23 protein-coding genes and 1 tRNA gene are annotated in these 24,200 nt (G+C 57.5%); 20 read left to right on the top strand and 4 right to left on the bottom strand.

From position 1 onward, the window contains the following. Window positions 1-246: 246 nt before the first annotated feature. On the top strand, window positions 247-1,014 hold the full coding sequence (locus AC1RKH_RS14390) for an FCD domain-containing protein (protein ID WP_493062519.1): 768 nt from the start codon (window positions 247-249) through the stop codon (window positions 1,012-1,014). Between the two features lie 148 nt (window positions 1,015-1,162). Here AC1RKH_RS14390 and smpB read toward each other — a convergent pair whose 3' ends face one another. Next, on the bottom strand, window positions 1,163-1,645 hold the full coding sequence (smpB, locus tag AC1RKH_RS14385; RefSeq protein WP_019691770.1) for an SsrA-binding protein SmpB: 483 nt from the start codon (window positions 1,643-1,645) through the stop codon (window positions 1,163-1,165). Between the two features lie 118 nt (window positions 1,646-1,763). Between smpB and AC1RKH_RS14380 the strand changes: the two genes are divergently transcribed. From AC1RKH_RS14380 to AC1RKH_RS14370, 3 genes are read left to right on the top strand one after another with little or no spacing between them, the layout of a single operon-like run. Further along, a complete protein-coding gene (locus tag AC1RKH_RS14380; RefSeq protein ID WP_493062518.1) occupies window positions 1,764-3,167 on the top strand; it encodes a sodium-dependent transporter in 1,404 nt (467 codons plus the stop codon). Between the two features lie 7 nt (window positions 3,168-3,174). Then, window positions 3,175-3,609: a type II toxin-antitoxin system RatA family toxin gene (locus tag AC1RKH_RS14375; protein ID WP_493062517.1), complete on the top strand. Its 435-nt coding sequence runs from the start codon at window positions 3,175-3,177 to the stop codon at window positions 3,607-3,609. Further along, the gene (locus tag AC1RKH_RS14370) at window positions 3,602-3,919 is read left to right on the top strand and encodes an RnfH family protein (protein ID WP_493062516.1); all 318 of its coding nucleotides are present in this window, start codon (window positions 3,602-3,604) and stop codon (window positions 3,917-3,919) included. Before AC1RKH_RS14375 ends, AC1RKH_RS14370 begins: the two co-directional genes overlap by 8 nt. Before the next feature lie 60 nt (window positions 3,920-3,979). On the opposite strand, the gene AC1RKH_RS14365 is transcribed toward AC1RKH_RS14370, so the two are convergent. Beyond that, a complete protein-coding gene (locus AC1RKH_RS14365; protein WP_493062515.1) occupies window positions 3,980-4,507 on the bottom strand; it encodes an outer membrane protein assembly factor BamE in 528 nt (175 codons plus the stop codon). Window positions 4,508-4,604: 97 nt separating this feature from the next. Between AC1RKH_RS14365 and fur the strand changes: the two genes are divergently transcribed. After that, window positions 4,605-5,009, top strand: coding sequence for a ferric iron uptake transcriptional regulator (gene fur / locus AC1RKH_RS14360; protein ID WP_003197684.1), 405 nt, complete (start codon window positions 4,605-4,607; stop codon window positions 5,007-5,009). 75 nt (window positions 5,010-5,084) lie between these two features. Here the strand turns inward: fur and recN are convergent, their stop codons facing one another. Then, complete coding sequence (gene recN, locus AC1RKH_RS14355) at window positions 5,085-6,758, bottom strand: DNA repair protein RecN (protein WP_123424201.1); 1,674 nt, start codon at window positions 6,756-6,758, stop codon at window positions 5,085-5,087. A gap of 250 nt (window positions 6,759-7,008) precedes the next feature. Between recN and grpE the strand changes: the two genes are divergently transcribed. The 8 genes from grpE (at window position 7,009) to AC1RKH_RS14315 (ending at window position 17,500) form a co-directional block, all read left to right on the top strand. Further along, window positions 7,009-7,575 carry a nucleotide exchange factor GrpE gene (grpE, locus tag AC1RKH_RS14350; protein WP_071551878.1) on the top strand — a complete coding sequence of 189 codons (567 nt, stop codon included), beginning with the start codon at window positions 7,009-7,011 and terminating at the stop codon, window positions 7,573-7,575. A 102-nt stretch (window positions 7,576-7,677) separates the two neighbouring features. Beyond that, the gene (dnaK, locus tag AC1RKH_RS14345; RefSeq protein ID WP_493062514.1) at window positions 7,678-9,594 is read left to right on the top strand and encodes a molecular chaperone DnaK; all 1,917 of its coding nucleotides are present in this window, start codon (window positions 7,678-7,680) and stop codon (window positions 9,592-9,594) included. Window positions 9,595-9,891: 297 nt separating this feature from the next. Next, entirely contained in the window at window positions 9,892-11,016 is a 1,125-nt protein-coding gene (gene dnaJ, locus AC1RKH_RS14340) for a molecular chaperone DnaJ (protein ID WP_123424203.1), read from the top strand. Window positions 11,017-11,026: 10 nt separating this feature from the next. After that, window positions 11,027-11,833 (top strand): 4-hydroxy-tetrahydrodipicolinate reductase, encoded by an 807-nt coding sequence (gene dapB, locus AC1RKH_RS14335; protein WP_493062513.1) that lies wholly within the window; start codon window positions 11,027-11,029, stop codon window positions 11,831-11,833. Between the two features lie 258 nt (window positions 11,834-12,091). Continuing rightward, complete coding sequence (carA, locus tag AC1RKH_RS14330) at window positions 12,092-13,228, top strand: glutamine-hydrolyzing carbamoyl-phosphate synthase small subunit (protein WP_493062512.1); 1,137 nt, start codon at window positions 12,092-12,094, stop codon at window positions 13,226-13,228. 138 nt (window positions 13,229-13,366) lie between these two features. Further along, window positions 13,367-16,588 carry a carbamoyl-phosphate synthase large subunit gene (gene carB / locus AC1RKH_RS14325; protein ID WP_123424206.1) on the top strand — a complete coding sequence of 1,074 codons (3,222 nt, stop codon included), beginning with the start codon at window positions 13,367-13,369 and terminating at the stop codon, window positions 16,586-16,588. A gap of 2 nt (window positions 16,589-16,590) precedes the next feature. Continuing rightward, on the top strand, window positions 16,591-17,067 hold the full coding sequence (gene greA, locus AC1RKH_RS14320) for a transcription elongation factor GreA (protein ID WP_071555727.1): 477 nt from the start codon (window positions 16,591-16,593) through the stop codon (window positions 17,065-17,067). Between the two features lie 28 nt (window positions 17,068-17,095). Next, window positions 17,096-17,500, top strand: coding sequence for an MFS transporter (locus AC1RKH_RS14315; RefSeq protein WP_123424207.1), 405 nt, complete (start codon window positions 17,096-17,098; stop codon window positions 17,498-17,500). A 9-nt stretch (window positions 17,501-17,509) separates the two neighbouring features. Here AC1RKH_RS14315 and AC1RKH_RS14310 read toward each other — a convergent pair whose 3' ends face one another. Next, window positions 17,510-17,818, bottom strand: coding sequence for a YhbY family RNA-binding protein (locus tag AC1RKH_RS14310; protein ID WP_019691785.1), 309 nt, complete (start codon window positions 17,816-17,818; stop codon window positions 17,510-17,512). Between the two features lie 106 nt (window positions 17,819-17,924). Here AC1RKH_RS14310 and rlmE point away from each other — a divergent pair, with 106 nt between their 5' ends. The 7 genes from rlmE (at window position 17,925) to AC1RKH_RS14275 (ending at window position 24,199) form a co-directional block, all read left to right on the top strand. Continuing rightward, on the top strand, window positions 17,925-18,575 hold the full coding sequence (gene rlmE, locus AC1RKH_RS14305) for a 23S rRNA (uridine(2552)-2'-O)-methyltransferase RlmE (RefSeq protein ID WP_123424208.1): 651 nt from the start codon (window positions 17,925-17,927) through the stop codon (window positions 18,573-18,575). Between the two features lie 190 nt (window positions 18,576-18,765). After that, window positions 18,766-20,667, top strand: a complete 1,902-nt coding sequence (ftsH, locus tag AC1RKH_RS14300; RefSeq protein WP_123424209.1) for an ATP-dependent zinc metalloprotease FtsH — start codon at window positions 18,766-18,768, stop codon at window positions 20,665-20,667. An 8-nt stretch (window positions 20,668-20,675) separates the two neighbouring features. Next, complete coding sequence (gene folP, locus AC1RKH_RS14295; protein WP_493062511.1) at window positions 20,676-21,527, top strand: dihydropteroate synthase; 852 nt, start codon at window positions 20,676-20,678, stop codon at window positions 21,525-21,527. A 16-nt stretch (window positions 21,528-21,543) separates the two neighbouring features. Beyond that, window positions 21,544-22,881: a phosphoglucosamine mutase gene (gene glmM / locus AC1RKH_RS14290; protein WP_493062510.1), complete on the top strand. Its 1,338-nt coding sequence runs from the start codon at window positions 21,544-21,546 to the stop codon at window positions 22,879-22,881. Between the two features lie 66 nt (window positions 22,882-22,947). Beyond that, window positions 22,948-23,703 carry a triose-phosphate isomerase gene (gene tpiA, locus AC1RKH_RS14285; RefSeq protein ID WP_493062509.1) on the top strand — a complete coding sequence of 252 codons (756 nt, stop codon included), beginning with the start codon at window positions 22,948-22,950 and terminating at the stop codon, window positions 23,701-23,703. A gap of 4 nt (window positions 23,704-23,707) precedes the next feature. Further along, a complete protein-coding gene (gene secG, locus AC1RKH_RS14280; protein ID WP_493062508.1) occupies window positions 23,708-24,091 on the top strand; it encodes a preprotein translocase subunit SecG in 384 nt (127 codons plus the stop codon). Window positions 24,092-24,113: 22 nt separating this feature from the next. Next, a tRNA-Leu gene (locus tag AC1RKH_RS14275) sits at window positions 24,114-24,199 on the top strand. The last annotated feature ends 1 nt before the right edge of the window (window position 24,200 follow it).

Genomic DNA, 24,200 nt, shown 5'->3' with positions numbered 1-24,200 from the left:
ATTGTTGTTGGTAAGGCACTGGTCAGCGTTCTTGGTTAATTGGTAATACCAATTTACAATCGCTGTTGGCTAGAGTAAAAGCCTTGGGTGCGGTGTGTCAATTTGCCGCCCTGAAACTTTCGTCGAATGAGCGGTGCAGAGCTCATCTGATCTGCTCGATCAAACGCAGTCTGGTAGGTGCTGGCGCGACGCCAATAGGCCAGAATAGAGGCCCCGGCGAGCCGTCGGGATCGTGGAGAATGAGTTATGGGGTTTGATCAGATTCGTCAGCGCCGTTTGTCTGACGATATTGTCGAGCGGCTCGAGGGGATGATCCTTGAGGGCACGCTGAAGTCCGGTGAGCGATTGCCGGCGGAGCGCGCTCTGGCTGAGCAGTTCGGTGTATCGCGCCCTTCATTGCGTGAGGCGATCCAGAAACTGGCGGCCAAGGGGCTGCTGGTCAGTCGCCAGGGCGGCGGCAACTATGTGGTTGAATCGCTCGGTTCAACCTTCAGTGATCCGCTACTGCACCTGCTGGAAAGCAACCCGGAAGCCCAGCGTGATCTGCTGGAGTTTCGCCATACGCTGGAAGCTTCATGCGCCTATTACGCCGCATTGCGTGCGACGGATGTTGATCGTGAGCGACTGACTGCGGCATTCGAAGAGTTGCAGGATTGCTACTCGCGCCATGATCAAGTGAGTCGGACGGAAGAGGGCGCGGCGGATGCGAACTTTCACCTGGCCATTGCCGAAGCCAGTCACAACGCGGTGCTGTTGCACACCATTCGCGGGCTGTTCGATCTGCTCAAGCGCAACGTGGTGACCAACATCGGTGGCATGTACAAACAGCGCACCGAAACCCGCGACATGCTGATCAGTCAGCACCGGGAGTTGTATCAGGCGATTATCGAAGGGCGCGCGGAGCAGGCGCGAGAAATCTCCAGCCGACACATTCTGTATGTGCAGGAAGTGCTCGAAGAAGTGCGTCAGGAAATGCAGCGCATGGCTCGGGCGGAGCGGCGCAAGGGGATGTAGTCAGGTGGGTGTTGTGTAGTTTTTACGATTGTATTCGCGAGCAAGCCCGCTCCCACATTAGGTCGGTGCCGGGCATGAATTTATGTCCAGACACGGTCCAGTGTGGGAGCGGGCTTGCTCGCGAAAGCGGTCTCAAGCAAAAAGACGATTAATCTTCCTTGCCCTTGTTCCGCACCGCGCGCTGCAGCTCGCGACCGGCATCGCGCTCGCGCTCGGTATCACGCTTGTCGTATTCCTTCTTGCCCTTGCCCAGAGCGATCTCGCACTTGATCAAGTGCTTGCTCCAGTACAACGACAGGCAGACGCAGGCGTAACCTTTCTGTTGTACGGCGGCAAACAGCTTCTCCAGCTCGCGCTGGTTGAGCAGCAGTTTGCGCGTACGCGTCGGGTCGGCAATGACGTGGGTGCTGGCGGTGGTCAGCGGGGTGATATGACTGCCGAGCAGCCAGGCCTCGCCATCCTTGAGCAGCACATAACTGTCGACCAGTTGTGCCTTGCCTGCACGCAGACTCTTTACTTCCCAGCCGGCCAGGACCATGCCAGCCTCGAACCGGTGTTCGATGAAGTAATCGTGTCGCGCCTTTTTATTCTGCGCGATGGTCCCTTCGGGGTGTTTCTTCTGTTTAGCCATAGGGGCGGCATTATAGGGAGTTGCGCGCGAGTCGGCTACGGTGAACCTGCGTGCTTGAGCGCATTGAGTGAATCCCGGACAATGCGCCCTCTTTTTTGATCGGTTGGGCGTGTTAAGGATGTCGTCAGACAAGGTTTCAGTCCACGGTAGTTGGGCTAGCCGTTGGGTTTTCATACTCGCTGCGACCGGTTCAGCCGTGGGGCTGGGTAGTATCTGGAAGTTTCCCTATATGGTCGGCGTCTATGGCGGCGGCGCATTTGTGTTGGTGTTTCTGGCGTGTATCGCGCTGATCGGCGTACCGGTGATGTTGGCCGAAACCCTGATCGGTCGGCGTGCCCGGCAAAGTCCGGCGAATGCCTTGAAGGTGCTGGCACTTGAGGCAGGGCATTCTGCGAAATGGTCCTGGGGTGCGTTTGCCGGGATGATCACGGCGCTGCTGATTCTGTCTTTCTATAGCGTGGTGGGCGGCTGGTCGCTGGATTACATCATCGGCATGGGCCGCGGCGACTTCCAGGGCGTGACGGCCGATCAGGTCGGCGCCTATTTTGGTGGAGTGATTGCCGACCCTTGGCGTCTGACGTTGTGGCACACCCTCTTCATGCTGTTGTCGGCAGCCGTTATCGCCAAAGGCGTGGTCGCGGGGCTTGAGCGCAGCCTGCGGATCATGATGCCGCTGCTGTTCGTGATGCTGGTGATTCTGTTGGGCTACAGCCTGACCACCGGGCATTTCATGGATGGTGTGCATTTCATGTTCGACTTCAACCCGGACAAGTTGCTGGACGGCTTGCTGCCGGCCATGGGGCATGCGTTTTTTTCCCTGAGCGTCGGTGTAGGTTCGATCATGATCTACGGTGCTTATATGCCTAAGCATTCGTCGATCTCCGGGACCATCGTCGGCGTTGCGTTACTGGATACCTTTGTTTCGTTGCTGGCCGGCCTGGCGCTGTTTCCGATTGTGTTTGCGGCAGGTTTGAACCCTAGCGAAGGGCCGGGATTGATGTTCGTCAGTCTGCCATTTGCCTTTGGTAACGTCGCATTCGGCCAGTTGATGGGTGTGGTGTTTTTCGTGCTGGTGGCAATTGCGGCCTGGAGTTCGGCGATTTCCTTGCTGGAGCCGATGGTGGCCTACCTGGTCGAGCGGACCAACATCCGTCGTGGCTGGGTAACGTTCTGGTTGGCATTCAGTTGCTGGTTTGTTGGCTTGGGAACGGTGTTTTCCTTCAATATCTGGAAGCAGGCCAAGTTTTTCGTCAATGATGGCGGTGCGTTTTACCTCTACCAGTGGGGGGCGCAAAATGGTCTGGATTTCTTTGGTGTGATCGATTTCTTCACCTCGCGGATCATGTTACCGCTCGGTGGTTTGTGCTTTGTGGTATTTGCAGGTTGGGTGATGGGCCGTGAAGCGGTGCGCGACGAACTGTCGATGCGCAGCCCGGCATTGTTTGCCCTGACTTTGTTCTTGATGCGCTATGTGGCGCCAATCGGCATTCTTGTAGTGTTTGCCGCCCAGCTGTGGAAGTGACGCTGACATGACGACACATATTCAACGTTCGGCTCTGTTGCCGTATCCGGCGCAAGCGCTCTATGACCTGGTCAATGACGTGGCGCGCTATCCGGAATTCTTGCCCTGGTGTTCCGAGGCGCAAGTGCTGGAAAGCTCTGCCGAGCACATGCGCGCTAGTGTGGGTGTGGCCAAGGGCGGGTTAAGCCAGCATTTCGTGACGCGCAATACGTTGGTGCCTGGGCAGTCGATCGAGATGAATCTAGAAGAGGGTCCATTCAATCAGTTGCATGGTGTTTGGGTATTCAAGCCGTTGGGCGAGAAGGCCTGCAAGATCAGCCTGGACCTGTCGTTCGATTATGCCGGGCCGATTGTTCGGGCGACCCTGGGGCCGTTGTTCAATCAGGCGGCGAACACGCTGGTGGACGCGTTCTGTCAGCGCGCCAAACAGCTGCATGGTTGAGTCGGTGATTGACGTCGAGGTGGTGTATGCCGCTGTTGATCGCCAGTTGTTGCTCAAGGTGGCGGTGCCTGTAGGCACTACTTTGCGAGCGGCGCTGGCTGAATCAGGCATCGCCGAGCAGTTTCCCGAACTGGACCTGACGACTTGCCCTGTAGGGATTTTCGGCAAGGTGATTGCCGATCCCGAGAACCGTCAGGTTCAGGCGGGTGACCGCATCGAGATTTATCGAGCGTTGCTGGCGGATCCAAAAGAGGTTCGCCGGCTTCGTGCGGCCAAGGCTGCGGCGCAGGCCAAGGCCCGTGATCAGTAGATTTCCCAAATGACAGGCAACAAAAAGCCCGGCATGCCGGGCTTTTTGTTGTGTCGCATTTTATTGCGGCGCAGTGTCCAGCGGTGCTGGCGTCGGGACCGGAACGGTTTCGACTTTGTCGACGTCCTTCTGGATCTGATCCAGCAGCGAGCCCGGTTTTACCGGTTTCTCTGGCTTCGGCTTCTCGGCGTTTTCAACAGGGGCGGTCACGGTCGTGCCGCTGTCCTTGCCGAGAATGGCTTCGTCACGGCTCACGCCAGGCATAAAATCGCCCGACAGGCTGACAAGCTGGTCGTTAGAGTTGAAAATAACGCTGATACGTTCCTGTTGGCGTTCACCGCCGCCTGGCTGCAGGCTATACAAGTAATCCCAGCGATCGGCATGGAACGTGTCGGTCAGCAGAGGGTTGCCCATAATAAACCGTACTTGCCGGCGGGTCATTCCCGGGCGTAACTGGTCTATCATGTTCTGCGTGACGACATTGCCCTGCTGGATGTCGATTTTGTAAACCCCGGGGAATGAACAACCGGCGAGTGCGAGCAGTCCCACGAAGGTGAAACTGGTTAGCAGGAGCTTGGTGTTTTGCATCGGTGGGCGACTTCCACTATCTTGGCTGGGACAACGTAAACGCCGATCATACCCGCATTAAGAGAAGCTGCGAAGCAGCATCGCGAGAAAGCTGACCATGGTTGAAAATAGCGAACTACGCAAAGCCGGCCTCAAAGTGACCCTGCCACGGGTCAAAATTCTGCAAATGCTCGATTCCGCTGAGCAACGTCACATGAGTGCTGAAGATGTTTACAAGGCGCTGATGGAAGCTGGTGAGGATGTCGGTCTGGCCACGGTTTACCGTGTTCTGACTCAGTTCGAGGCAGCTGGTCTTGTGGTGCGGCACAACTTCGACGGAGGCCATGCGGTCTTCGAGCTGGACGACGGCAAGCATCACGACCATATGGTCAACGTCGAGACCAGTGAAGTGATCGAATTCTTCGACGAAGAAATCGAGCGACTGCAGAAGGCAATCGTCGACAAGTATGGCTTCGAGATGGTTGATCACAATCTGGTGCTGTACGTACGCAAGAAAAAGTAAGCATGTCGCGCGGATTTTTGATCTGCGAAACGAGCGAAGGCGACCCGAGGGTCGCCTTCGTGCTTTCTGGTGACCTTAAATTTTTGCAGTCACGACCATTTTCTTCGCGTGGGCCAGGGATTCCTTGGTCAGGTCGATCCCTCCAAGCATTCGTGCTACTTCTTCAATCCGCTCATTTTTACTCAGTTTGGACACGGCGGTGTGCGTGGCATCGTCACCGCGCACCTTATGGACAAATAGATGCTGATGGCCCTGAGAGGCCACTTGCGGCAAGTGCGTGACGGTCAGCACCTGTCCGCGCTCTCCGAGGCGGCGCAAGAGTTGCCCGACAATTTCCGCAGTCGGGCCGCCAATACCGACGTCCACTTCGTCGAACACCAGTGTCGGTACTCGCGAGGTTTGTGCGGTGATCACCTGGATGGCCAGGCTGATTCGCGACAACTCGCCCCCCGACGCGACTTTGGCCAGTGCCTTGAGCGGCTGCCCTGGGTTGGCGCTGACCAGCAGTTCCACTTGTTCGAGGCCGTTGGGCAGCAGTTCGGTGCTGGTGTTGGGGCGTAGCTCAATGGTGAAGCGGCCGCCGGGCATGCCCAGACGTTGAATTTCCTGTTCGACGGCATTGGCCAGGCTGGTAGAGGCTTGATGGCGCAGATCGCTCAGCTCTCGGGCTTTTTCCTGGTAGTGCCGGGCGAATGCGCCCAGCTCTTCGTTCAGTCGTTCGATGGACTCGTCGTTGGCATTCAGTGTTTCGATCTCGTCCAGCAGTTTTTGCTGAAGTTCTGCGACTTCGGTGGGCTGGATCCGGTGTTTGCGCGCCAGGGTGTAGATCGAGTCCAGGCGTTCTTCAAGTTGCTGGAGGCGTGCCGGATCGGCATCGAAGTGGTCGAGAAAACGGTTCAGCTCGCCAACGGCTTCCTCTACCTGAATCTGTGCGCTGGTCAGCAGGTTGGTTGCTTCGCCCAGTGCGCCGACCGAATTGTTCACGCTCGACAGGCGATTGAGACTGGCCGTCAGGGCGTTCAGCACATTGCCGGAATCGCTTTCGCTGCACTGCTCGACGACCTGTCGGCAAATGCCCAGTAAGGTTTCGGCGTTGGTCAGGTTTTTGTGTTCCTGCTCCAGTTGCTCCAGCTCACTCTCACCCAGACCCAGGTTTTCCAGCTCTTCGAGTTGGTAGCTGAGCAACTGGTGGCGAGCACGCTGCTCGTCGCCGGAGTTGGAAAGGCGTTCCAGCTCCTGGCGGGTCTGGCGCCAGCGCTGGGCGGCAAGTTGCACCTGGCGGGCGAGGTCCGTGGCGCCGGCGTATTCGTCGAGCAGCCGGCGGTGAGTGTCGGTTTTCAGTAACGATTGGTGTTCATGCTGGCTGTGGATATCGATCAGCAGTTCGCCGAGGGCTTTGAGGTCGCCAAGCGGGCAGGGGCTGCCATTGATGTAGCCACGCGAGCGACCTTCGGCGGTGATCACCCTGCGCAGGATGCACGGGCCGTCGGTATCGAGGTCGCGCTCGGCCAGCCAGGCACTGGCTTCCGGAATATCGGCGAGGTCGAAGGTGGCCAGGATGTCGGCCTTCTCCGCGCCTGGGCGAACCACGCCGCTGTCGGCGCGATCGCCAAGGGTCAGGCCCAGGGCGTCGAGCATGATCGACTTGCCGGCGCCGGTTTCCCCAGTGATCACGCTCATCCCGCGATCGAGTTCCAGATCGAGATGTTCAACGATGGCGTAGTTATGTACGGACAGGTGCACCAGCATAGAGGCCGCTCCCAGGCTTTAAGTCTGGTTATTTATACAGTGTTTTGTTTCTGGCTGACAATGCCCGTGTTTAGCTCGATTTGCTTGGCAAATACTTTTTTTTAAAACCCGCTGGAATGTTAAATCAGCTGTTTTTGTAAGGGTAATGGTGTTCAGCGGTCTGATAGCCCTTGAACCTGGAATTTGCGACCCCATATACCGGGGCAGAAGCGCGAGTCGAGTTCGCGCACGATTTTGAAAGGAGAAATCTATGGCTGACGAACAGACGCTGGATACGCAAAATCTAGACGCCAATCAGGCTCCCGAAGCATCGGGTGAAGACCTGGTGGCTCGTGTACAAGTGCTCGAAGAGCAACTGGCTGGCGCGCAGGATCAGTCTTTGCGTGTTGCTGCCGATCTGCAGAACGTCCGCCGTCGCGCCGAGCAGGATGTAGAAAAAGCTCACAAATTCGCGTTGGAGAAGTTTGCCAACGACCTGCTGCCGATCATCGACAGTCTGGAGCGTGGCCTTGAGCTGTCCAACCCGGACGACGAAAGCATTCGCCCGATGCGCGAAGGCATCGAGCTGACCCTGAAAATGTTCCAGGACACCCTGAAGCGCTATCAGCTGGAAGCGATCGATCCTGAAGGCGAACCGTTCAACGCTGCACACCATCAAGCGATGGCCATGCAGGAAAGCGCCGACATGGAACCCAACAGCGTGCTGAAGGTGTTCCAGAAGGGCTACATGCTTAACGGTCGCCTGCTGCGCCCGGCCATGGTCGTGGTCAGCAAGGCTCCGGCGCCGGTTTCGCCTTCGATTGACGAGCAGGCTTGAAATCCGCCGTAAGGCCCCCATTTAGATGTCAAGCGTTTAAGTGCTACCGCAGTCAGCCACCACTACTGCGGCAACCAAATCCAAAGTTTCGGGAGAGTTAACATGGGTAAAATTATCGGTATCGACCTGGGGACTACCAACTCCTGCGTCTCTATTCTTGAAAACGGCAACGTAAAAGTTATCGAAAACGCTGAAGGCGCGCGCACCACGCCGTCGATCATCGCGTACGCCAACGATGGCGAAATTCTGGTTGGCCAGTCGGCCAAGCGTCAGGCAGTGACCAATCCGCACAACACCCTGTACGCGGTAAAGCGTTTGATCGGTCGTCGCTTCGATGAAGAAGTGGTACAGAAAGACATCCAGATGGTCCCTTACAAGATCGTCAAGGCTGACAACAATGACGCCTGGGTTGAAGTGAACGGCCAGAAAATGTCGCCGCCTCAGATCTCGGCTGAAATCCTGAAGAAAATGAAGAAAACCGCCGAAGACTACCTCGGCGAGACCGTGACTGAAGCGGTCATCACCGTTCCGGCCTACTTCAACGACAGCCAGCGTCAGGCGACCAAAGACGCCGGCCGTATTGCTGGCCTGGACGTAAAGCGCATCATCAACGAACCAACCGCAGCTGCTCTGGCTTACGGTATGGACAAGGCCAAGGGCGATCACACCGTGATCGTTTATGACCTGGGTGGCGGTACTTTCGACGTCTCCGTAATCGAAATCGCCGAAGTGGATGGCGAGCACCAGTTCGAAGTGTTGGCCACCAACGGTGACACCTTCCTCGGCGGTGAAGACTTCGACATTCGTCTGATCGACTACCTCGTTGACGAATTCAAGAAAGAAAGCGGCATGAACCTCAAAGGTGACCCGCTGGCCATGCAGCGCCTGAAAGAAGCCGCTGAGAAAGCCAAGATCGAGCTGTCTTCGAGCCTGCAGACCGACGTTAACCTGCCGTACATCACTGCAGACGCGACCGGTCCCAAGCACTTGAACGTGAAAATCTCCCGCGCCAAGCTGGAAGCGCTGGTTGAAGACCTGGTTCAACGCACCATCGAGCCTTGCCGCATTGCACTGAAAGACTCGGGTATCGAAGTTGGCGCGATCAACGACGTGATCCTGGTCGGCGGTCAGACCCGTATGCCACTGGTTCAGAAGCTGGTGACCGAGTTCTTCGGTAAAGAAGCGCGTAAAGACGTTAACCCGGACGAAGCGGTTGCCATGGGTGCTGCTATCCAGGGCGCAGTATTGGCCGGTGACGTGAAAGACGTTCTGCTGCTCGACGTCAGCCCGCTGACGCTGGGTATCGAAACCATGGGCGGCGTGATGACCGCGCTGATCGAGAAAAACACCACGATTCCTACCAAGAAATCGCAAGTGTTCTCGACTGCCGATGACAACCAGGGCGCTGTGACCATTCACGTGCTGCAAGGCGAGCGTAAGCAAGCTGCCCAGAACAAGTCCCTGGGCAAGTTCGACCTGGCCGAGATTCCACCAGCACCACGTGGCGTGCCACAAATTGAAGTGACCTTCGACATCGACGCCAACGGCATTCTGCACGTAGGCGCCAAAGACAAGGCCACCGGCAAGACTCAGTCGATCGTGATCAAGGCCAACTCCGGTCTGTCCGAGGAAGAAATTCAGCAGATGATTCGCGATGCTGAAACCAACGCCGACGAAGATCGCAAGTTCGAAGAGCTGGCGACTGCCCGCAACCAGGGCGACGCGCTGGTTCACTCGACGCGCAAAATGGTCGCTGACGCTGGCGAAAAAGTGACTGCTGAAGAGAAGGCTGCAATCGAAGCGGCTGTGGTTGCTCTGGAAGCCGCCGTTAAAGGCGACGACAAGGCTGCCATCGAAGCCAAGGTTGAAGAGCTGTCGAAAGTCTCCGCTCCAGTGGCGCAGAAGATGTACGCCGAGCAAGCCCAGCCAGCTGAAGGTGCGGCACCGCACGCTGAGAAGGCTGAAAAGGCTGACGACGTTGTCGACGCTGAGTTCGAAGAAGTTAAAGACCACAAGTAAGTTGTTGGTCGGCCGGTTGACTGCCTTTGTGCGGTGACTGGTAGGATGTCGCCGCGCGGGAGCTTGCTCCCGCGTTGGCGTGTCTGGAGTAGACGAATTTTTACAGCATGCGACAGCGTTCGTGTGTTGGCGGTGCGGACGGGGATGCTCCTGCTTTCCGATCCACAGGTACCGCATCGAATCAAAGACCAGGATCGTTGAATTGACGTGAGTTGGGTCCGGGCCTGTATTGGGGCTCAACGAGTTTGGCGAAGCTCAGGAGGGGTTTGCCGAACGTCCTTAAGAGTGCAAAGACTTATGGCAAAGCGTGACTATTACGAAGTGTTGGGTGTTGAGCGTGGCACGAGCGAAGCGGACCTGAAAAAGGCCTACCGTCGCTTGGCGATGAAGCACCACCCGGACCGTAATCCTGACGACAAAGCGTCGGAAGAAAAATTCAAAGAGGCCAACGAGGCCTACGAAGTGCTGTCCGATTCCAGCAAGCGCGCGGCGTACGACCAGTACGGTCATGCCGGTGTCGACCCAAGCATGGGCGGCGGCGGTGCCGGTTTTGGTGGTCAGAACTTCTCCGACATCTTCGGTGATGTGTTCAGTGATTTCTTCGGTGGTGGTCGCGGCGGTTCCCGTGGCGGCGCTCAGCGCGGCAGCGACCTGCGTTACACCCTGGAGCTGAACCTGGAAGAAGCGGTGCGCGGTACGACCGTGAATATCCGTGTTCCGACACTGGTCAACTGCAAGCCGTGCGACGGTTCGGGTGCCAAGAAAGGTTCTTCGCCGGTCACGTGCCCGACCTGCGGCGGTATCGGCCAGGTGCGCATGCAGCAAGGCTTCTTCTCGGTGCAGCAAACCTGCCCGCGGTGCCATGGCCAGGGCAAGATCATTTCCGACCCGTGCAACTCCTGCAACGGCGAAGGGCGTGTTGAAGAGTACAAGACCCTCTCGGTGAAAGTGCCGGCTGGCGTTGATACCGGCGACCGTATTCGTCTGTCGGGCGAAGGCGAGGCGGGTACTCAAGGTGGGCCGACTGGCGACCTGTACGTGGTGATCAACGTGCGCGAGCACGCGATCTTCCAGCGTGACGGCAAGCATCTGTTCTGCGAAGTGCCAATCAGCTTCGTTGATGCGGCGCTGGGCGGCGAGCTGGAGATTCCGACCCTTGATGGTCGGGTCAGGCTGAAGATTCCTGAAGGCACGCAGACCGGCAAGCAATTCCGGGTGCGTGGCAAGGGTGTGGCACCGGTTCGTGGTGGTGGCGCGGGCGACCTGATGTGCAGTGTGGTGGTCGAGACTCCGGTCAATCTGGGGCGTCGTCAGCGCGAATTGCTGGAAGAGTTCCGCAGCTCTCTGGCGGACGACAACAGCCATTCACCGAAAACCACTGGCTGGTTCGAAGGCGTGAAGCGCTTCTTCGGCGATCTGTAAGGAGTCAGGCATGCGACGTATAGCTGTGATGGGCGCTGCCGGGCGCATGGGCAAGATCCTGGTCGAAGCGGTGCAGCAGCGCGCGCCGCTCACTGGTCTGACGGCGGCAATCGTGCGCCCCGGCAGTACGCTGATTGGCGTGGATGCCGGTGAGCTGGCATCGCTGGGGCGTATCGGGGTGCCATTGTCCGGTAACCTGGACGCGGTGGCTGATGAGTTCGATGTGTTGATCGACTTCACGCTCCCGGAGGTCATGCTGAAAAACCTGGCGTTCTGCCGCAAGGCGGGCAAGGCTATGGTGATCGGCACCACGGGATTAGGCGCCACGGAAAAACAGCTGCTGGTCGACGCGAGCAAGGACATTCCGATCGTATTCGCGGCCAATTTCAGTGTTGGCGTGAACCTGTCGCTGAAGCTGCTCGATATGGCGGCTCGGGTGCTGGGCGATGATGCGGATATCGAAATCATCGAAGCCCATCATCGACACAAGATCGATGCGCCTTCAGGTACGGCTTTGCGCATGGGTGAGGTGATCGCCAGCGCACTGGATCGTGATCTGCAGAAGGTTGCGGTCTATGGGCGCGAAGGTCACACCGGTGTGCGCGAGCGCGAAACCATCGGCTTCGCCACCGTTCGTGGTGGTGATGTGGTCGGTGATCATACGGTGCTGTTCGCCTGTGAGGGCGAGCGACTGGAGATCACTCATAAGGCGTCCAGTCGCATGACCTTCGCCAAGGGCGCGGTGCGTGCAGCGTTGTGGCTGGATAGTCGTGAGCCGGGTCTTTACGACATGCAAGACGTGCTCGACCTGCGTTAAGATGCACCTGAAATCGGGTTCAAACGCAGCGTTTGAACCCGATTTACCCCGCCAAGCGACGTCCTGTCGCATTCCCCGGCCTTTAAGGCTCATTGGCGGTAGACCAAAAATGCCTTTTTCTGTAAGCTACAGCTTTAGTGTGTCCACTAAAAGCGCGCAGAATAATTCAGTGAAGAAGCGGGGTGACGTGTCCATACGTCACTCCGCTTTTTTACAACCTGCGATCGCCCTTTCAGGCTTTATTTACGGGAGGTCTTCTTGACTAAGCCAGCCATACTCGCCCTTGCTGATGGCAGCATTTTTCGCGGCGAAGCCATTGGAGCCGACGGTCAAACCGTTGGTGAGGTGGTGTTTAACACCGCCATGACCGGCTATCAGGAAATCCTTACCGATCCTTCCTACGCCCAACAGATCGTTACTCTGACTTACCCGCACATCGGCAACACCGGCACCACGCCGCAAGATGCCGAGTCCGACCGCGTCTGGTCTGCAGGTCTGGTCATTCGTGACCTGCCACTGGTTGCGAGCAACTGGCGTAACACGATGTCCCTGTCCGACTACCTGAAAGCCAACAATGTTGTGGCAATCGCCGGTATCGACACTCGCCGCCTGACACGCATCCTGCGTGAAAAAGGCGCGCAGAACGGCTGCATCATGGCTGGCGACAACATCTCCGACGAAGCTGCGATTGCAGCGGCGCGCGGCTTCCCGGGCCTGAAAGGCATGGATCTGGCGAAAGTCGTCAGCACCAAAGAGCAGTACGAATGGCGCTCGACGGTCTGGGATCTGAAAATCGACAGCCACGCGACCCTCGAAGCTTCCGAGCTGCCGCATCACGTGGTGGCTTACGATTACGGCGTCAAGCTGAACATCCTGCGCATGCTGGTCGAGCGCGGCTGCCGCGTGACCGTGGTGCCGGCGCAAACTCCGGCCAGCGAAGTCCTGGCACTCAAGCCGGACGGTGTGTTCCTGTCCAACGGCCCTGGTGACCCGGAGCCTTGCGACTACGCGATCCAGGCGATCAAGGACATCCTTGAAACCGAGATCCCGGTGTTCGGCATCTGCCTCGGTCACCAACTGCTGGCCCTGGCCTCTGGCGCCAAGACCCTGAAAATGGGTCACGGTCACCACGGTGCCAACCACCCGGTTCAGGATCTGGACACCGGTGTCGTGATGATCACCAGCCAGAACCACGGTTTTGCGGTAGACGAAACGACCCTGCCAGCCAACGTGCGTGCGATCCACAAATCGCTGTTCGACGGCACCCTGCAAGGCATCGAGCTCACCGACAAGAGCGCGTTCAGCTTCCAGGGTCACCCTGAAGCCAGTCCTGGTCCGAACGATGTGGCGCCGCTGTTCGATCGCTTCATCAACGAGATGGCCAAGCGACGCTAGTCGCTGGCCTTGAGCATGTAGCGAGAAGTCCCTGAGGGTGGCCCCGGTGCCCGGCGGCCCCTGAAGGACTTCAGAGATTGATCAAGACGGCTTCTCCTCGGGGATTGCCGTCGGACCTGCGGATTTGAGTGACTACCCATGCCAAAACGTACAGACATTAAAAGCATCCTGATTCTCGGCGCTGGCCCGATCGTGATCGGCCAGGCTTGCGAGTTCGACTACTCCGGCGCCCAGGCCTGCAAAGCCCTGCGCGAAGAGGGTTACCGCGTCATCCTGGTGAACTCCAACCCGGCCACCATCATGACCGATCCGGACATGGCCGATGCGACCTACATCGAGCCGATCAAGTGGCAGACCGTTGCCAAGATCATCGAAAAAGAGCGCCCGGACGCGCTGCTGCCGACCATGGGTGGCCAGACCGCTCTGAACTGCGCCCTGGACCTGGAGCGCGAAGGCGTTCTGGAGAAGTTCGGCGTAGAGATGATCGGTGCCAACGCTGACACCATCGACAAGGCTGAAGACCGTTCGCGTTTCGACAAGGCGATGAAATCCATCGGCCTGGCCTGCCCGCGTTCCGGCATCGCCCACAGCATGGAAGAAGCCAACGCGGTCCTCGAGAAGCTCGGCTTCCCGTGCATCATCCGTCCGTCGTTCACTATGGGCGGCACCGGTGGCGGTATCGCTTACAACCGTGAAGAGTTCGAAGAAATCTGCGCCCGCGGTCTGGACCTGTCGCCAACCAAAGAGCTGTTGATCGACGAATCGCTGATCGGATGGAAAGAGTACGAAATGGAGGTTGTCCGCGATAAGAAGGACAACTGCATCATCGTCTGCTCGATCGAAAACTTCGACCCGATGGGTGTGCACACCGGTGACTCGATCACCGTTGCTCCGGCACAAACCCTGACGGACAAGGAATACCAGATCATGCGTAACGCCTCGTTGGCGGTACTGCGTGAGATCGGCGTTGAAACTGGCGGCTCCAACGTTCAGTTTGGCATCTGCCCGGACACTGGCCGTATGGTCGTGATCGAGATGAACCCGCGTGTATCCCGCTCTTCGGCACTGGCCTCGAAAGCCACTGGTTTCCCGATTGCGCGTATCGCTGCCAAGCTGGCGATCGGCTACACCCTGGACGAGTTGCAGAACGAAATCACCGGCGGCGCTACTCCCGCATCTTTCGAGCCGTCCATCGACTACGTCGTGACCAAGCTGCCACGCTTCGCTTTCGAAAAATTCCCGAACGCCGATGCCCGCCTGACCACTCAAATGAAGTCGGTCGGTGAAGTCATGGCCATTGGCCGGACCTTCCAGGAGTCCTTGCAGAAAGCCCTGCGCGGTCTGGAAGTAGGTGTTTGTGGTCTGGACGAGAAGCTCGACCTGAGCAACCCGGAAAGCCTGAGCGTGCTCAAGCGCGAGCTGACCGTGCCGGGAGCCGAGCGTATCTGGTACGTGGCTGACGCCTTCCGTGCCGGCATGAGCGTCGAAGACATCTTCGGCATGAACATGATCGACCCATGGTTCCTGGTGCAGATCGAAGATCTGATCAAGGACGAAGAGAAGGTCAAGACCCTGGGTCTGACCAGCATCGACCGCGACATGATGTTCCGCCTCAAGCGCAAGGGCTTCTCCGATCAGCGTCTGGCCAAGCTGCTGGGTGTGACCGAGAAGAGCCTGCGTCGTCATCGCCACAAGCTCGAAGTGTTCCCGGTCTACAAGCGCGTTGACACCTGCGCGGCCGAGTTCGCCACCGACACTGCCTACCTCTACTCGACTTACGAGGAAGAGTGCGAAGCCGCGCCGTCGGGCCGCGACAAGATCATGATCCTGGGCGGCGGTCCTAACCGTATCGGCCAAGGCATCGAGTTCGACTACTGCTGTGTACACGCGGCACTGGCGCTGCGCGAAGACGGGTACGAGACCATCATGGTCAACTGCAACCCGGAAACCGTTTCCACCGACTACGACACCTCCGATCGTCTGTACTTCGAACCAGTAACCCTGGAAGACGTACTGGAAATCGTCCGCGTCGAGAAGCCAAAAGGCGTGATTGTCCAGTACGGCGGCCAGACCCCGCTGAAACTGGCGCGTGCGCTGGAAGAGGCCGGTGTACCGATCATCGGCACCAGCCCTGATGCCATCGACCGCGCTGAAGACCGTGAGCGCTTCCAGCAAATGGTTGAGCGTTTGAACCTGCGTCAGCCGCCAAACGCCACCGTGCGCAGCGAAGACGAAGCGATTCGCGCAGCGAGCAAGATCGGTTACCCGCTGGTGGTTCGTCCGTCCTACGTACTGGGTGGTCGGGCGATGGAAATCGTCTACGAAGAAGAAGAGCTCAAGCGCTATCTGCGTGATGCCGTCAAAGTGTCCAACGACAGCCCGGTGCTGCTGGACCACTTCCTCAACTGCGCCATCGAAATGGACGTGGATGCGGTTTGCGACGGCACCGACGTCGTCATCGGCGCGATCATGCAGCACATCGAGCAGGCAGGCGTTCACTCCGGTGACTCCGCGTGCTCGCTGCCGCCGTACTCGCTGCCTGCGCATATCCAGGACGAGATGCGTGAGCAGGTCAAGAAAATGGCCCTGGAGCTGGGCGTGGTCGGCCTGATGAACGTTCAGTTGGCGCTGCAAGGCGAAGACATCTACGTCATCGAAGTCAACCCGCGTGCTTCGCGTACCGTACCGTTCGTGTCCAAGTGCATCGGTGTTTCCCTGGCAATGATCGCGGCTCGCGTCATGGCCGGTAAAACCCTGAAGGAAATCGGCTTCACCAAAGAAATCATTCCTAACTTCTACAGCGTGAAAGAGGCGGTGTTCCCATTCGCCAAATTCCCTGGAGTTGACCCGATCCTCGGCCCGGAGATGAAGTCCACCGGTGAAGTGATGGGTGTGGGCGACACCTTCGGCGAAGCCTTTGCCAAGGCCCAGATGGGCGCCAGCGAAGTGCTGCCGACCGGCGGTACCGCGTTCATCAGCGTACGTGACGATGACAAGCCACTGGTTGCAGGCGTAGCCCGTGATCTGATCAACTTGGGCTTCGAAGTGGTCGCCACTGCCGGTACTGCCAAGATGATCGAAGCCGCAGGCCTGAAAGTGCGTCGTGTGAACAAGGTGACCGAAGGTCGTCCGCACGTGGTCGACATGATCAAGAATGACGAAGTCACGCTGATCATCAACACCACCGAAGGTCGTCAGTCGATCGCTGATTCGTACTCCATTCGTCGTAATGCCTTGCAGCACAAGATCTATTGCACCACCACCATTGCTGCTGGCGAAGCTATCTGCGAAGCGCTCAAGTTCGGTCCGGAAAAGACCGTGCGCCGCTTGCAGGATCTACACGCAGGATTGAAGGCATGAGCATAACCAAGTACCCAATGACCGTTCAGGGCGCGAAAGCCCTGGAAGAAGAACACGCTCACCTGACCAAGGTCGTCCGTCCGAAGCTCAGCCAGGACATCGGTACGGCCCGCGAGTTGGGTGACTTGAAGGAAAACGCCGAATACCACGCTGCTCGCGAGCAGCAAGGTATGGTTGAGGCGCGGATCCGCGACATCGAAGGCCGCATGCAGAATGCGGTGATCATCGATGTCACGAGCATTCCTCACACCGGCAAAGTGATTTTCGGCACTACAGTCGAGATCGCCAACGTCGAAACGGATGAAAGCGTCACTTACCACATCGTGGGTGAGGATGAGGCTGACTTCAAACTCGGCAAGATCTCCGTCAGTTCGCCACTTGCTCGCGCCTTGATTGCCAAGGAAGAGGGTGATGTGGTGGCGGTCAAAACGCCTAGCGGCGTTATCGAGTACGAGATTGTCGAAGTCCGCCATATCTGAAGGCAGGCGCTTGCTTCGTGCGGGCGCCATGCTTTGGCAGCTGACTCAGATGTTATGGGTTGGCGGCCTGTGGTTGTTGCACATCGGTTTGCTGCCGGTGCTGGGCCGTATTGGCCTGGCGCCGCTGCTGATCGACGAAATTTCAGGCATGCTGAGTGCGCTGCTGGTCGGGTTTTCAGCGGCGTGTGTGGTTTTTCAGGTTTTGGTGCTGGTTCAGGCCAAGGGCCTTGTCAGTCTATGGCGCGATATTCGCGGGCAACTGCTGTTGATGGCGCTGTACGCGAGTGCGATGTACTTCGTCGTGCGAATCGACTGGCCGCAGGCGCAGCAATGGTTGTTGTTCAGCTATCTTGTTCTGGGCTTTTCCGGGTTGCTGCTGGTTTTGCAGCCGGTGCCGGGATGGGGTGGCAGGGTGCGCGAAGCACACCCTTGACCCGTTTCATTACTTGAAGCGATGGACGTTCGACAGCTGCTTGTTTACGCTGAAGTTCTTCCGGTAAATCAGTGCCATCTTGCCGATGACTTGTACCAGATCCGCTTTGCCGGCCTTGCACAGTTCTGCAATGGCTGCCAGGCGCGATTCACGATCGAGGATGCTGAGCTTGATCTTGATCAGCTCGTGATCGCCCAATGCGCGTTCCAGTTCAGCTAAGACACCTTCAGTCAAACCGTTGTCAGCCACAGTCAAAACTGGTTTCAGATGGTGGCCAATGGATTTGTACTGTTTCTTCTGCTCTTGAGTGAGCGGCATAATCTGACCCCTGCGTCTGATCTTGTAAAAAGCGGCGGCCAGTTTACCCGAGCGAGTCCGGGACCGCCCAGTTAATCGCGACTCGTTTATTTTTTTGAGGTGGCCCGTGGCCCGTTCCAAGACTAGCCTTAACTGGCTGAAAGAACATTTCAACGACCCTTACGTCAAAATGGCGCAAAAAGACGGGTATCGTTCCCGTGCCAGCTACAAATTGCTGGAGATCCAGGAAAAGGATCGCCTGATCCGTCCAGGCATGACTGTCATCGACCTCGGCGCAGCGCCGGGTGGTTGGTCGCAAGTGACCAGTCGTCTGATTGGTGGTCAGGGTCGTTTGATCGCATCCGACATCCTGGAAATGGACAGCATCCCCGATGTGACCTTCATTCAGGGCGACTTTACCGAGGATGCCGTGCTGGCACAGATCCTCGAGGCGGTCGGAAATACGCAGGTAGACCTTGTGATTTCCGATATGGCCCCCAATATGAGTGGATTGGCGGCAGTAGATATGCCACGGGCGATGTTCCTCTGCGAGTTGGCACTGGATCTCGCCGGTCGGGTTTTGCGGCCCGGTGGTGATTTTTTGATCAAGGTTTTCCAGGGTGAAGGCTTCGACGAATACCACAAGGACATCCGCAAGCTGTTTGACAAGGTACAGATGCGCAAGCCTTTGTCTTCGCGTGACAGGTCCCGCGAGCAGTACTTGCTGGGGCGTGGCTTCCGTGGAGTCGACGGTTCCGAGAGTGTCGAGCGTTTCTAAGAGGGCGATAGGTTTTTTTGTATCGCTTTACAGATCCAGCGTAACGAATATTGTGTAGTTAGTGTTTCACAAAGGGTTACAGACGGCGCCTGCCAGAGCCGTAGGTAATGTAGTAAGTTAGGCCGGTGAATATCATGCGAAGCGCGCGCCAGTAGCGGAGCTTGCTTCAGAGGGTAGTTAATTGAACGATATGGCAAAGAATCTGATCCTGTGGTTGATCATCGCGGCTGTCCTCGTGACGGTGATGAACAACTTCTCCAGCCCTAACGAGCCGCAGACCCTCAACTATTCCGACTTCATCCAGCAGGTCAAGGATGGCAAGGTCGAGCGCGTAGCCGTGGACGGCTATGTCATTACTGGCAAGCGCAATGATGGCGACAGCTTCAAGACCATTCGTCCGGCCATTCAGGATAACGGTCTGATCGGCGACCTGGTGGATAACCACGTAGTCGTTGAAGGCAAGCAGCCTGAACAGCAAAGCATCTGGACTCAGCTCCTGGTCGCAAGCTTCCCTATCCTGGTGATCATCGCCGTCTTCATGTTCTTCATGCGGCAGATGCAGGGCGGTGCCGGAGGCAAGGGCGGGCCGATGAGTTTCGGCAAGAGCAAGGCGCGCCTGCTCTCCGAAGATCAGGTGAAAACCACCCTGGCTGACGTTGCCGGTTGCGACGAAGCCAAGGAAGAAGTGGGCGAACTGGTCGAGTTCCTGCGTGATCCGGGCAAGTTCCAGCGCCTGGGTGGCCGCATTCCTCGCGGTGTGCTGATGGTGGGTCCACCGGGTACCGGTAAAACCCTGCTGGCCAAAGCCATTGCGGGCGAAGCCAAAGTACCGTTTTTCACCATCTCCGGTTCCGACTTCGTCGAAATGTTCGTCGGTGTGGGTGCCAGCCGTGTTCGCGACATGTTCGAACAGGCGAAAAAACACGCTCCGTGCATCATCTTCATCGATGAAATCGACGCTGTCGGTCGTCATCGTGGTGCTGGCATGGGCGGTGGTCACGACGAGCGTGAACAGACTCTCAACCAGTTGCTGGTAGAGATGGATGGTTTCGAAATGAATGACGGCATCATCGTCATCGCCGCGACCAACCGTCCAGACGTGCTTGACCCGGCGCTGCTGCGTCCGGGCCGGTTCGACCGTCAGGTTGTCGTAGGCCTGCCGGATATTCGTGGCCGTGAGCAAATTCTGAAAGTCCACATGCGCAAGGTGCCAATGGGTGACGACGTCGCTCCAGCGGTTATCGCGCGTGGTACGCCAGGTTTCTCTGGTGCCGATCTGGCCAACCTGGTGAACGAGGCTTCGCTGTTCGCTGCTCGTACCGGCAAGCGTGTTGTCGAGATGAAAGAGTTTGAGCTGGCCAAAGACAAAATCATGATGGGCGCCGAGCGCAAATCGATGGTCATGTCCGAGAAAGAGAAGCAGAACACCGCTTATCATGAAGCTGGTCACGCTATTGTTGGTCGCGTCGTGCCTGAGCATGACCCGGTCTACAAGGTCTCGATCATTCCGCGCGGTCGTGCACTGGGTGTGACCATGTTCCTGCCGGAAGAAGATCGCTACAGCCTGTCCAAGCGTGCGCTGATCAGCCAGATCTGCTCGCTGTATGGCGGTCGTATTGCTGAAGAGATGACCCTGGGCTTCGATGGTGTCACCACTGGCGCCTCCAACGACATCATGCGTGCCAGCCAGATTGCACGGAACATGGTCACCAAGTGGGGACTGTCGGAAAAACTCGGTCCTTTGATGTATGCCGAAGAAGAAGGTGAGGTGTTCCTCGGTCGTGGCGGCGGTGGTCAACACGCCAGCTTCTCGGGCGAGACCGCCAAGCTGATCGATTCTGAAGTTCGCAGCATCATTGATCAGTGCTACGGCACGGCCAAGCAGATCCTGACGGACAACCGCGACAAGCTCGATGCCATGGCCGATGCGCTGATGAAGTACGAAACCATTGATGCCGAACAGATCGATGACATCATGGCTGGTCGCACACCACGTGAGCCTCGTGACTGGTCGGGTGGCACTGGTACTCCTCCTGTCGTACAGGAAGAACGTCCGCAAACCCCTATCGGTGGCCCGGCCGCCGACGTCTAAGGTTTGAAATGACTCTTGCACAGTCCTCAACCCGGTTGCCTTGCGGCAATCGGGTTCTTGATTTGGCCCATACGCATGTCATGGGCATTCTCAATGTCACTCCTGATTCTTTCTCCGATGGTGGTCGCTTCAGCCAGCTTGATGCTGCTCTGCGACACGCTGAGGCGATGGTGGCTGCTGGTGCGACCCTCATTGATGTAGGTGGGGAGTCGACCCGGCCTGGTGCACGGGCAGTCTCGCCGCTTGAGGAGCTCGAGCGCGTGGCGCCGATCGTCGAGCGGATTCATCGCGAACTTGATGTGATTATCTCGGTCGATACCTCGACGCCTGCGGTCATGCGTGAAACCGCGCGTCTGGGGGCGGGGCTGATCAACGATGTGCGTTCACTGCGTCGAGACGGTGCTCTGGATGCAGCGGCAGCCACCGGATTGCCAGTGTGTCTGATGCATATGCTCGGTGAGCCGGGAGATATGCAGGACAATCCACATTATGATGACGTGACGAGCGAAGTCGGTGAGTTTCTTGCCGAGCGTATGGCGTCATGTGCTGCGGTCGGTATTCCGGCCGAGCGGATTATTCTTGATCCGGGTTTCGGGTTTGCGAAAAATCTGCAGCACAATTTGAGTCTGTTCAAGCATATGGAGGCCCTGCATGCCTTGGGGCGGCCCCTGTTGGTCGGGGTTTCGCGAAAGAGCATGATTGGGCAGGCATTGAATCGCCCGGTGGGAGAGCGGCTGCATGGCGGTCTGGCTCTCGCGGCGTTGGCTGTCGTCAAGGGTGCGCGCATCTTGCGTGTGCATGACGTGGCCGAAACAGTAGATGTGGTACGGATGATCACAGCGGTTGAATCCGCCGAATAAGAATGCTGGAGCACTTATGACTAAGAAATATTTTGGCACCGACGGCATTCGCGGTCGGGTCGGCGAGTATCCGATTACCCCTGAATTCATGCTCAAGCTCGGCTGGGCCGCGGGCATGGCCTTCCGCAGTAAGGGGGCTTGCAAGGTTCTGGTAGGCAAGGACACTCGAATCTCTGGTTATATGTTCGAGTCGGCGCTTGAGGCCGGGCTTACCTCTGCCGGGGCTGATGTCATGCTGCTGGGGCCGATGCCTACTCCGGCTATCGCCTATTTGACGCGTACCTTCCATGCTGAGGCCGGCATTGTGATCAGTGCTTCGCACAATCCTCATGATGATAACGGCATCAAGTTCTTCTCCGGTCAGGGTACGAAACTGCCGGACGACATTGAGCTGATGATCGAAGAGTTGCTCGATACGCCGATGACCGTGGTTGAGTCGAGCAAGATCGGTAAAGTCTCGCGAATCAACGATGCCTCTGGTCGTTACATCGAGTTCTGCAAAAGTAGCGTGCCAACCGGTACGAATTTCGCCGGTCTGAAAATTGTGATCGACTGCGCACACGGTGCTACCTACAAAGTGGCTCCAAGTGTTTTCCGTGAGTTGGGCGCGCAGGTGACGGTGCTGTCTGCACAGCCTGATGGCCTGAACATCAATCACAATTGCGGTTCGACCCATATGGGGCAACTGCAGGCAGCTGTAGTGGCCGAGCAGGCCGACCTGGGCATTGCCTTCGATGGTGATGGTGATCGGGTGTTGATGGTTGATCACACAGGCGCGATCGTTGATGGCGACGAGCTGCTGTTCATCATCGCGCGCGATCTGCATGATCGTGACAAGTTGCAGGGTGGCGTTGTTGGAACCTTGATGAGTAATCTTGGGCTGGAGTTGGCCCTGGCGGATCTTGGGATTCCTTTTGTGCGGGCCAACGTAGGTGATCGTTATGTGATCGCCGAACTGCTTGAGCGTAACTGGCTGTTGGGCGGTGAAAATTCCGGCCATGTCGTGTGCTTCAGTCATACCACTACGGGCGATGCGATTATTGCTGCGTTGCAGGTATTGATGTCGCTGAAACGCCGTTCCGAAGGTCTCGCGCAATCGCGTCAGGCGCTACGCAAATGTCCTCAGATCTTGATCAATGTGCGTTTTGACGGTGGTGCAAACCCGGTTGAACATGCGGCTGTCAAAGAAGCCAGCGAGCGCGTTACCAAGGCAATGGCAGGGCGTGGTCGCGTGCTGTTGCGCAAGTCCGGCACGGAGCCGCTGGTACGGGTCATGGTCGAAGGCGAGGACGAAACTCTGGTTCGTGGTTACGCCGAAGAGCTGGCAAAGCTGGTTGGTGAAGTTTCTGCCTGATTTCGGCTTGCCAGCAATGATGTGGTTGGGTAACATCTGCGCCCACTTTGACCGACGAGGTACAGCATGCGTCGCCCTATGGTAGCTGGTAACTGGAAGATGCACGGTACCCGCGCCAGCGTCGCTGAGCTGATTAACGGCCTTCGTCATCTGGCCTTGCCGAGCGATGTTGATGTCGCGGTATTTCCGCCTTGCTTGTATATCAATCAAGTGATTGATGGCTTGGAAGGCAAGTCGATTTCGGTCGGCGCGCAGAACTCTGCGATGGAAGCCATGCAAGGTGCATTGACCGGTGAGATTGCACCGAGTCAGTTGGTGGATGCAGGTTGTTCCCTGGTGCTTGTTGGGCACTCCGAACGTCGCCAGATCATCGGCGAACGTGACGGGACACTGAATCGCAAGTTTGCAGCGGCACAGGCATGTGGCTTGATTCCGGTGTTGTGTATAGGGGAAACCCTTGAGCAGCGTGAAGCCGGAAAAACTCTTGAGGTTGTCGGGCGTCAGCTGGGCAGCATCATCGAAGAGCTGGGTGTTGGTGCATTTGCAAGAGCAGTAATCGCTTACGAGCCGGTCTGGGCCATTGGCACCGGGCTGACTGCTTCGCCGCAACAGGCGCAGGATGTGCATGCAGCCATTCGCGCGCAGTTGGCGGCAGAGAATTCTGAAATCGCACAAGGTGTGCGGCTTCTATACGGCGGCAGCGTGAAGGCGGCCAATGCGGTCGAACTGTTCGGCATGCCGGATATCGATGGGGGGCTCATTGGTGGGGCTTCCCTGAATGCAGATGAGTTCGGTGCGATTTGTCGCGCCGCGGGAAACTGAAAAAATGCTGGAAACAGTCGTAGTCGTTTTTCATCTGCTGGGTGCACTGGGCGTAGTTGCTCTCGTATTGCTGCAGCAGGGTAAAGGTGCGGATGCTGGCGCGTCTTTCGGAGCAGGTGCTTCAAATACTGTGTTCGGAAGCCAAGGTTCCTCTACCTTTCTTAGTAAGTTTACTGCTATACTTGCCGCAGGTTTCTTCATAACCAGCTTAGGGTTAGGTTACTTTGCTAAAGAGAAAGCTCACCAGCTGACTCAAGTAGGTTTGCCAAATCCAGCAGTGTTGGAAGTTCCAAAGCAAAAACCGGCTTCTGATGATGTTCCGGTGCTTCAAGAGCAAAAGTCGGCAACCAATGCGACTGACGTACCTCCAGCTCAAGGGCAAAAGTAAGAAGGGTTTCAAACGTAGTATTGCCGAGGTGGTGGAATTGGTAGACACGCAACCTTGAGGTGGTTGTGCCCATAGGGTGTAGGGGTTCGAGTCCCCTTCTCGGTACCAA

This window comes from Pseudomonas sp. GW822-FHT06B12 (genome assembly GCF_058799675.1).
This window is presented reverse-complemented; position numbering and strand designations above follow the sequence as displayed.